Below are 9,696 nucleotides of genomic sequence, written 5' to 3'. Positions count from 1 at the left end.
ATTCACCTTTTCCCTAAGAATATCTTATATTTTTAAAACTGAACCGACAGAGTTCCGTTCAATATATAAGAATGGGCTTTTGCATAAGGGCCATATTCTAAAAATGGCTCCGAGACAAAAACATCATAATTCACACCAAGAAGCCTACCTTTAAGACCAAGACTAATCCCCATTAAGGTTTCACCAGAATCATCATCACCATAGACTTGACCGACATCTAAACCTAAATAACTGGTGGCTGAAAATCGCTTAACACTAAAAGGCAACGAAATATCATTCTTTAAACGCCACCCACTTTCTGAGCTTAATGACTCGCCACTAGAAAACCCTCTTACCGTATAGCGCCCACCATTTGAAAACCAATCAAGCGAATAAATAGGCGTTTCAGCATATTGCACAGAAAGTTGACCAAGATAGTTCATCTTGCTACCAAATAATGAAAAGGGCTGATTTATCGATCCACTTAATGAATAGAATCGATAATTAGGCTGAGCCATATCACTAGTTGCACCAGGGTCTGCTTTATCAGAATCAAGCCATACCAACCCTTGATGAACGCTGACCGAAAAATCTAATACTGAACGTTGAATATATTTTCGGTACGATCCCCCAAATTCAAATTCGGTTAAATTACGTCGCTGCACTTCGATTTCCGTACCGTCAATAAAACTGCGCCTTTGCCTTGTTTTAATTGAGCTCGACAGAGACACTTTTGAACTATTGTCTCGTAATAGCACATACTTCAAAGCAAGCTTATTGTCATAACTTGTGCCGGTCAGTTCAAAATTCGTCACGCTACCTATGGTTTCTTGCCGATAATCAGATCCACTGTTCGTAAATTCGAATAACCAATAGCCAAGAGGTAAACTCCATGTAAAAGAACTACTGTTTGACGCCCCTGTTTCCTCTTGCCTCGCCCAAGACAGTGAATACTTCAGGGAATCTTGAACACCTATCACGTTATCCAACACGCCACTTAATGAAAGAGGATATTCACCGGTTTGATCACTTCCACTATCATCAACAGAAAATGTCATCTGCCATGGTTTTTTACTTTGAACCGTTGCTACAAGAATACTTGCATTACTATAACTACCCGGCTCGACTTTAAACTCTACGCTCTGAGATTGCAGTCGACTTAACTGATCAACCGCTTGCTCCATATCCCTAAGATTCAATACGTTTCCGACTTTAAGCGGTAATGCATGTTGCCAAAAGAAACGATAGTCATTGGGTAACTCAATCCTTTCGATAACGCCTTCATGTATTTTAATAACTAAAATACCCGATGCTATATTCTGCTCTGGCAATACCGCTCTGGAGGTCATATAACCTTCAGCTAATAACTTTTGATTAATTAGGCGGACATAGGCTTGGATACTGTCAAATCCAACGCATTCACCAATATACGCCCCCCTTCAGTTTTTGCCCAATCAGATAACAAACCTGTTATTTCAATTTTCTTGATAACAAAACACACAGCCTCTTCAGCAATTCCAGGTAAAGGCTGAACTTCTGGTAACTGTATCGAAGGTGCTGCTAGATTCAGCTTTTGGTTTAAATCATCCTGCACAGCTTTATCTCGTAACCGCCATTCATTTTCGTTTGCAATTGATTCATCTTGAGTCGCCATTAACTCTAGAGAAAAGCATAAAACACTGAGACAAATGATTTTTTGTAGAAACACTCTTATTCCTTGAGTTTTTAAAATCGCGCAGAAAACCTAAGCCTCTCCTTAATCAACTCATAAAGCTTACAATTAATTACGTAAAATTACATAGTTTGATTTTTTTTACAATATTAAATCGTAAAATACTTTTTCAACCACTGTAACTCTCCCTCTCCCTTGTTCTAATTCTGAAGAGCTGTTTTCAAATACAACACTCATTAAACGGATCTTTAAAACGATTACACTAAGAGAAAAGACAAGTAAGTTTGTGAAGAATAAATTTCATTGATGGTAATAAATGACTTACATTTCTGTCGATTATTATGAGAGGAGAGGCATTTTATTGAGAGAACTAATATAGGAGCAAAATATTTTGATCCTATATAGTAAATAGTTAGCATTAAAAACAATAACGCGAAGAAAGGTTTCTTAAGGAATAGATTTGATTTTATTCTGTCCCAATAAAGCAATGTCGGACTAAAGTCCGACTTTGCAGCTGCTTCCTTAAAGGAAAGTTAGTAATCCATGTAGTGGTCATGCTCGATAGGCGGCAATAGTTCAAGCTTGATGGTTTGTGCGCTACTGCTAGTAATGTCCAGCTCTTTCACTGTGTTTGTGCCTTCGATCAATCGTTCGCTCCACAGTTTGATCTTGTCACCTGCTTTCGCTGGTAATGTGATTTGCCCCTTGTCATCAGCTTGTACCGCATAGGTATTATCGGCAACCAAAATGTAACCAATCATAGAATCATGAATGTTACAGCCGAGTACGACGATGCCAGATTTATCAAATTCGATAGGTGGGATTTCGTTGCCATTATAAAGTTTTAATTCGAAGCTCTTTGGCTCTGAAAAGCTATAAACATGGTGACGAATATCGTCGCTGTTCGGAAAAGTAACAGATTGGCCTTTTTGAATGACCAATACGCGCGGTACAAACGATTCATCGATTTGGTCCATGATGGCCAGTTTCTCAGGCGTATCGACCATGCTATTTGGTAATAAGATAACCGCGTCTGTGACAGGTTCATTATCTTGGTCGACAATCGTCAATGTCACGTCTGCCCATGCGCTAGGCACAGCCAAAACCAACAATAGAGTAAATAAGTAACGCATGATCTTTCCTTTTAGATGAATGTTCTTTTAAATAAACGTTTATGAGTTCAGTATTAAAAATTAAAATAGACGACAATAAATACAACCAAACCGAGATAAAGTAACCCTATTTTCTGTAACATTATGAACAACTAAGAAGCTGACTTACTCTTCTTTGCTGATTTCTAGCGCGATTTCCCAATTATGAATAAAGCGCTTTTGTTTGGCATGGTCTCGCCCTACCAATAACTGCTGATCCAATTCAATAACACCTGTTGGCCCCGGTGCATTCACTACATAAGGATCATCAGGATGATTCAAATCGGGCCGAATCGGAAACAATAGCCCCTGATCTTGCATCATTTTTTGTGCGGTATCAGATAACAAGAAATCTATAAAAACACCCGCATCTTCTGCGTTTGGCGCATTTTTCGGAATCAAGGCGGCACGCATTAACATCAAGGTATAATCTTTCGGCAAGATCATTTTTAGTCTATCGTCATCACGGGCTCTTTGTGACGCATAAGAGCCGAGTAAATTGTAACCCAATACCAGTTTTCCACTGGCAACGTCATCGATAATTTCATGAGTACAACAATAGGTTTGTACATCGTGACTACCAAAAGCTTCTAATAACCGTCCCCATGTTGCATCAGCTTGACGAGCGTCTTGGCTTGCCAATAAATAACCCACACCACTTTGACGAATATCATAGGTGCCAATGCGCTTAGTTATATCGTCGCCGTTTTGTCGTATGGTCTGCAATAAAGACTGCCTGTCTTCTGGCAAGCTCCCAGGAAAGTCCTTTTTATTCACCAACATGACGATAGGTTCCAGCGAAAACGCAAACAACTGGTTTCGCCACTTAAAATTGTCCGCCAGACGTTCAGTAAAACTAGATTGATAAGTTTTCGCATAACCGTCATTTACCAGTTTTAAGTGCAAATCCATAGCACTGCTGATGGCCAAACTGGCAGTTGGATGCTCTTGTTGCTCTATTGTTAAAAAATACAAATCAAGGGTGTTGACGTCTCGGTATGCAACTCGTACATCTGGATGAAGTGCTGCGAAGGTATTCAAAATAGGTTCAAACGAAGCTAAATCTAAGGCCGAGTTAATATACAAAACCCGTGGAGCATTCTCATTTCCAAACCACACAGGCTCTTTGGCCCAAAGCTTGGTACAAAACATACTGATCATCAGCACCATTAATAGACTAGATACTTTAGGCCTTAACAAGTTTGATTTAATGAGCTTCATACGGAACCTTCTTGATATTTGAATTTGGCAAAATCCACCTGAAACGTAGTGCCTTTTGGTTCTGTGTCTAAAATAACAATTCGAGCTCCATGATGGTCAACAATATCTTTTACCATGGCAAGCCCAACGCCGCTGCCAGCAATATCGTAACGGCCTCGGTAAAAACGCTCGAAGACACGTTCTTTTTCTAAGTCCGGAATGCCACCACCATAATCAATCACCTTAATACGATAGAAATGCTCAAATTCACTTACTTGTACAATCACTTCTGTAGCATGCTCTATGTCTACACAACTATAACGGACGGCGTTTTCAATGAGGTTCTGCATCATTTGTTGAATCGCAAAACTGTCCCCCAAAATCAAGGTTTGTTTTAAATCACACTCTAACGAAAGATGAACCCCTTGATGTAAGGCGGTTAATGCTTGCTCTCGACATGACGCAGTAATAGGTGCCAATAAATCTATATGCTCTAAACGATGAGTTTGTAATCTGTGGGAAACAACGGCTTGATTAAGTAATAAAGTAACGGTTTGGCTCAAGGCATCACATTGTTTCACGATGTTTTCCAGTGCTTGATACTGTTTTTCTGGAGAGCTTTTTGATTCTCTTTTATTTGAGTCATCTAATTTTTTGCTTGAGCCATCCAAAGAACCTTTGTCGGCAAAAATGTCATCACGGGCGTTTTCAGCTAAAGCCGCGCAAGCTAGCCAATGGAGTACGAAGCTGGTGGGCCGCATCGGCTGTATAATTTTCGAGCTGCTCTAGGTTAGTTTGGAGCCGAACCATAAAATGATTAATGGCGACTTTTAAATGGTGTGTTTCTTTTGGAGTATTGATATCAATTGGCGTTAAATCCCCCATAGCACGCTCCTCTAATGCCCACTCAATACGATGCAATGGACGGAGCACTAGATGACTACCAATGATAATAAGCGTGATAGCAACCAAGGCAATAAATAGTACAACTTGAACCGCTTTTTGTGTAACCGCAGAAGCCATTTCTTCCCGAGAAAGGCGAGTTTGCCCTAATATAATACGCACTGTTTGCGCGGTTTCAGGATCTGTAAGATGACGTTCAACCCAAGCAAAACGAACCATTTCCCCTGAATATTCTTGATTATAAAATTGTACTTGATCTAATACTGGTGGATTTGGTGGAATGCTATTTAAATCTTGATAGCCTGTAATAAAGCCCTTTTCTAAGCTTTCTACTTTATAAAAGACACGATCTTGATCCGCTTGCGCTAAGGTTGCAAAAGCAGACCAAGGGATGTCGATACTCACCTCGTTCCGAATCAAACCAATGTTTTCATCCATTTGTAACAAGGCGCTACGCAATAATCGATCATAGGATAAATCGGCCAATTTCTGACTGTAGTCAAAAATCAGATTCACAGCGAGAAAAGCAATCACACCAATCACCAATGAGCCGGTTAAAATAAAACGAAAACGCAATGATGGGGCTTTTTTTAACGCTTTCTTTTCTTCTTCCTCATTGATGTTGAGCGATTTCTGCCACATAGCCAATTCCTCTCAAAGTACTAATAACTAAATCTCCTTTAATCATTTTTTTGCGTAATCGACCAACATAAAGTTCAATCGCATTAGGACCAGGTGTCTCGTTAAAATTAAACAAATGATCAGTGATTTCGTCTTTGCTTAATACTCGACCAAGATGCCCAAGAAAGATTTCTAGCAAGCGGAATTCTCTGTTAGTAATAGCAGTAAGTTCACCATCAATAAAGACTTGTCGACTGTCTCGATTAACCAAAATATTCCCATGTTCTGTGGTGTTGGCCGCATAGCCTTGCTTGCGGCGCAGTAACGCTCGACAGCGGGCTTCAAGCTCACCAAAATCGAACGGTTTAGTAAGGTAATCGTCTGCACCTTCGTCTAAAAGTCGAATACGATCTTCGATATTATCCCGCGCTGTTAGAATCAAGACAGGCGTATCGTCGTCACGCTGACGAAGTTTTTGCAACAACTGTAATCCAGACAAACCAGGTAAATTCAAATCTAATAGAATCAAATCAACGGGTTGGTATTTAAGTAATTCGTCTGCACTTTTACCATCCGCAATCAAATCCGCGCCGTGCCCCAAACTTGTTAATCGATCACAGATCGCTTGCCCTAAAACCTGAGTATCTTCTACTACCAAAATTCGCATATAAGATCAGCCATATTATGGTTAGAAACCTTCAATCAATAGCACCATTAACTAATGGTGCTATTTAAAGATTTCGATTAATTATTATTTTTAAAAATTAGCTTAACTCTACTATAAACGAAAAAAATTCGAACAGCCTAAACTGTTCGAATCTTATAATTAGATTAATTTAGAAAGCGTTAATCTTCTTTCGTAGCGGCTTTTGATTTAGACATTTTAGCACGTACGATTGGGCCAACAATGATAGGTAATACAAGGCCTAATATTGCAACAGTCCAAAGTCCAATACTCAAACCACTGCTAAACAATGCTGTCCAGTCGCCATCGGAAAGTACGAGAGTGTGACGCAGACTTTTTTCCATTTCTGGCCCAAGCAACATACCTAAAATAATCGGTACTAATGGAATATCCACCTTACGGAAGATGTAACCTAACACTCCAAAACCAACCATGAAGTACAAATCCAAGGCACTATGGCTCACTGAATAAATACCAACGGACGCAATCAAGGTGACCACAGGCATCAAGTATTTAGGTGGAATGCTCAGCAATTTAACAAAGATGCCAACCATTGGGATGTTTAGTAGCAACAAAACAAGGTTACCCACAAACATAGCTGCAATAACGCCCCAAACAAGATCTGCATTTTGTTGGAACAACATAGGCCCAGGAGAAATGTTCAAAGAAATCAACATGGCCAACAGTACAGCCGTTGTTCCACTTCCTGGTACACCCAAGGTTAACATAGGTACTAAAGCACCGGATGCCGCGCCATTGTTCCCAGCTTCTGGAGCTGCAACACCGCGAGAATCACCTTTACCAAAGGTGCCGTCTTTGTCGGATACACGTTTTTCTAATGTGTAGCTAATGAAACTACCCAAAGAAGCGCCTGCGCCCGGAAGAACACCCGCAACAAAGCCTAATACCGCACCGCGAAAAGACGCAGGAAGCACTTTGATGATGTCTTTTGGAGACAGTTTTAGTTTGTTGATTGCTACTTGTTTTAGGCCATCACCAGCGTGACGTTCCAAGAAAAACAACAATTCACTGATCGCGAACAAACCAACAATAGCGATAATGAAATCAACCCCTTCAAACAACTCAAGTGTGTTAAAGGTAAAACGTTGTACACCGGTTGAAATATCAATACCGACACTAGCGATCATTAAACCAATCGCTGCGGCCATTAATGTTTTGAACTGGTTTTTACCTGTTATGCCACCAAGGGTCGCAAACGCAAGAGCGAATAAAGCAAAGTATTCTGCAGGGCCAAACTTCAAAGCGAACTTCGCTAAAATAGGCGCTAAGATAACCAAACCAATCGTCGCAATAAAGCTGCCGATGAAAGAGGCGATTGCGGAAATCGCTAAGGCTTCAGCCGCCTTCCCTTTTAACGCCATAGGATAACCGTCTAAACAGGTCATCATGGCAGGCTCATCACCGGGTATATTCAATAGAATAGAAGAAATACGACCACCATACATGGCACCCGCATAAACAGAGGTTAATAAAATCAATGATGATGTTGGCGATAAACCCAAGCTAAATGCAAGAGGAATCAAAATAGCCACACCGTTTGCAGGGCCAAGACCCGGCAATGCGCCAATCAAGGTACCTAAAATGGCACCAATCACTGCAAACATAATGCTTTCAGGCGTTAATGCAACGGCAAAACCGTTCATTAATAAGCTCATAGTATCCATGTTAAAACTCCAATAGACCTAGAGGCAGTGCTAATTCAAGCACATTATTGAATAGGAAAAAGATGATTACAGAGCTACTCACACCAGTGATTAAACTCTTAGTAATACTTGCTCCCATACGCCAACTTAAAAAACTCACAACCAATGCGGCTGCTGGCATAAAACCAACTGGCTCAATCGCCCACGCAAAAGCAAGCATGGCAAGAACAACAACGCTAAGTTCAATTAGCATGGTCATTGGCGCCCATTTCTCATCTGGATCAGGACGAACAATCATGTAAATAGAACTAATGCCTAAAATGACAGATAGCATAATAGGAAAAGTTTCAGGTCCAACACTTTCGTGTCCACCAAAAGGGACGGGGAACTGGGTTGCTTCCCAGCCGTATGCAACGGCAAGAATCAACATCAGCATGCCAAACACACGATCATTTATACGCATGTCTCTGCTCCATGTAAGTATATCGTAGGGGTGAAAAAGAAAGAAAACAGGAGGGGTTACCCCCTCCAAATAGCGGTTTTAAATTACTTAATCAAACCGATGTCTTGAGAAAGAGTGCGGATTTCTAGTGTTTGATTTTTCACGAATTGAGCGAATTCAGCACCAGATTTGTGGAATGGTATTAGACCGTTTTTAGTCATAACATCTTTCCATTCTTGAGTTTCATACAATTCATCAACAGTATTTACCCACCAGTCGTAAGAGTCTGAACTTGCTTCACCCGGTACATAAAATCCACGCCAGTTAGGTGCGATCGAGTCAATACCCTGCTCCATAGCTGTTGGAATAGAATCAAATGGTGCTGGTAAACGCGTTTCAGAAAGCACAGCGATGACACGTAAATCACCAGAATCCATAAAGCCTTTTACTTCAGAAATATCACCAGTGAACGCATCTACGTGACCACCAACAACTTGAACTAAGGCTTCAGAACCACCGCTGAATGCTAGGTAACGAACTTTCGGCAAGTTTGCGACGTTTGCTTTTTGCGCTGTCATCAATACTTTCAAATGATCCCAACCACCAGAAGCACTACCACCAGCGAATTTAACCGCGCCTGGGTCTTTCTTCAATGCTTCCATCATTTGAGTAAGAGACGTGTATTTTGAGTCTTTACCTACTGCGATGATGCCGTAGTCTGCGCCCAACGTACCAACCCATTTAACTTGGTCTGCATTCATTCCTGGGAACTGGCCTTGAGCAAGGCGAGTTGTTGTCGCTGTACTAGCCGCAACAATTAGGTTGTCATCTTTAGCACGTTTACTGATTGTGTGAGCGAAAGCAACACCACCACCAGCACCGGACATATTCACGGTTTGAACGTTGCCTTTAATATATTCTAGATCTACTAATACTTTACCTACACTACGGCAAGTAAAGTCCCATCCACCACCTGGGTTTGCTGGAGCAATACATTCTGCACTGCGAGCTGGTTCGTAGGCGTAAGCCTGTCCAGCAATAGTTAGCGCCGCGGCACTAGAAATAAGAACGGTCTTTAAAGAAAAGGTATTAAGCATGGTTATCTCCTGCTTGTTATTTTTTTTGTAAGATAATCAGATTACGAAAATGAGGATTCCAGTAATACAAGATTGCATAAACCATAACCCTCAAACCTGTCACCACCCTGTCATGGGGCATTTTTTTCTGACTTAATCATGACAAAGCCTTTTTTTGCACCATTTTGAAGCGAAAAAGTTTATTTATAAACAAAGGGGATAACGGAGCTTAATCATCAGACATGCCTTGTTTTGACAATTTAAATCATGTCATATTGACAACGCATAGACTAAAAATACGAG

General features: G+C 40.7%; 10 protein-coding genes. All 10 read right to left on the bottom strand.

The features are described from left to right. Nucleotides 1-32: 32 nt before the first annotated feature. The 10 genes from AC0L3Y_RS12885 to AC0L3Y_RS12840 all read right to left on the bottom strand — a co-directional run bounded on the left by AC0L3Y_RS12885 (nt 33) and on the right by AC0L3Y_RS12840 (nt 9,414). A complete protein-coding gene (locus AC0L3Y_RS12885; RefSeq protein WP_473470627.1) occupies nt 33-1,358 on the bottom strand; it encodes a ShlB/FhaC/HecB family hemolysin secretion/activation protein in 1,326 nt (441 codons plus the stop codon). After that, the gene (locus tag AC0L3Y_RS12880) at nt 1,358-1,687 is read right to left on the bottom strand and encodes a hypothetical protein (RefSeq protein WP_473464097.1); all 330 of its coding nucleotides are present in this window, start codon (nt 1,685-1,687) and stop codon (nt 1,358-1,360) included. The genes AC0L3Y_RS12885 and AC0L3Y_RS12880 overlap by 1 nt, the downstream gene beginning before the upstream one ends. A 497-nt stretch (nt 1,688-2,184) precedes the next feature. Continuing rightward, complete coding sequence (locus AC0L3Y_RS12875; RefSeq protein WP_473464094.1) at nt 2,185-2,784, bottom strand: methylamine utilization protein; 600 nt, start codon at nt 2,782-2,784, stop codon at nt 2,185-2,187. A 144-nt stretch (nt 2,785-2,928) separates the two neighbouring features. Next, a complete protein-coding gene (locus tag AC0L3Y_RS12870; RefSeq protein WP_473464090.1) occupies nt 2,929-4,023 on the bottom strand; it encodes an ABC transporter substrate-binding protein in 1,095 nt (364 codons plus the stop codon). Then, on the bottom strand, nt 4,020-4,763 hold the full coding sequence (locus AC0L3Y_RS12865; protein ID WP_473464085.1) for a sensor histidine kinase: 744 nt from the start codon (nt 4,761-4,763) through the stop codon (nt 4,020-4,022). Before AC0L3Y_RS12865 ends, AC0L3Y_RS12870 begins: the two co-directional genes overlap by 4 nt. Further along, the gene (locus tag AC0L3Y_RS12860; RefSeq protein WP_473464080.1) at nt 4,711-5,547 is read right to left on the bottom strand and encodes a sensor histidine kinase N-terminal domain-containing protein; all 837 of its coding nucleotides are present in this window, start codon (nt 5,545-5,547) and stop codon (nt 4,711-4,713) included. The genes AC0L3Y_RS12865 and AC0L3Y_RS12860 overlap by 53 nt, the downstream gene beginning before the upstream one ends. Next, nucleotides 5,519-6,193 (bottom strand): response regulator transcription factor, encoded by a 675-nt coding sequence (locus AC0L3Y_RS12855; RefSeq protein ID WP_473464075.1) that lies wholly within the window; start codon nt 6,191-6,193, stop codon nt 5,519-5,521. Before AC0L3Y_RS12855 ends, AC0L3Y_RS12860 begins: the two co-directional genes overlap by 29 nt. 179 nt (nt 6,194-6,372) lie before the next feature. After that, nucleotides 6,373-7,896, bottom strand: coding sequence for a tripartite tricarboxylate transporter permease (locus tag AC0L3Y_RS12850; protein ID WP_473464069.1), 1,524 nt, complete (start codon nt 7,894-7,896; stop codon nt 6,373-6,375). Nucleotide 7,897: 1 nt separating this feature from the next. Continuing rightward, nucleotides 7,898-8,338 (bottom strand): tripartite tricarboxylate transporter TctB family protein, encoded by a 441-nt coding sequence (locus AC0L3Y_RS12845; protein WP_473464066.1) that lies wholly within the window; start codon nt 8,336-8,338, stop codon nt 7,898-7,900. Between the two features lie 83 nt (nt 8,339-8,421). Further along, complete coding sequence (locus tag AC0L3Y_RS12840; RefSeq protein WP_473464062.1) at nt 8,422-9,414, bottom strand: Bug family tripartite tricarboxylate transporter substrate binding protein; 993 nt, start codon at nt 9,412-9,414, stop codon at nt 8,422-8,424. Nucleotides 9,415-9,696 lie beyond the last annotated feature (282 nt).

Source organism: Marinomonas sp. GJ51-14, from assembly GCF_055808695.1.
The sequence above is the reverse complement of the archived record's forward strand: the minus strand, read 5'-3'. Positions and strand labels throughout refer to the sequence as shown.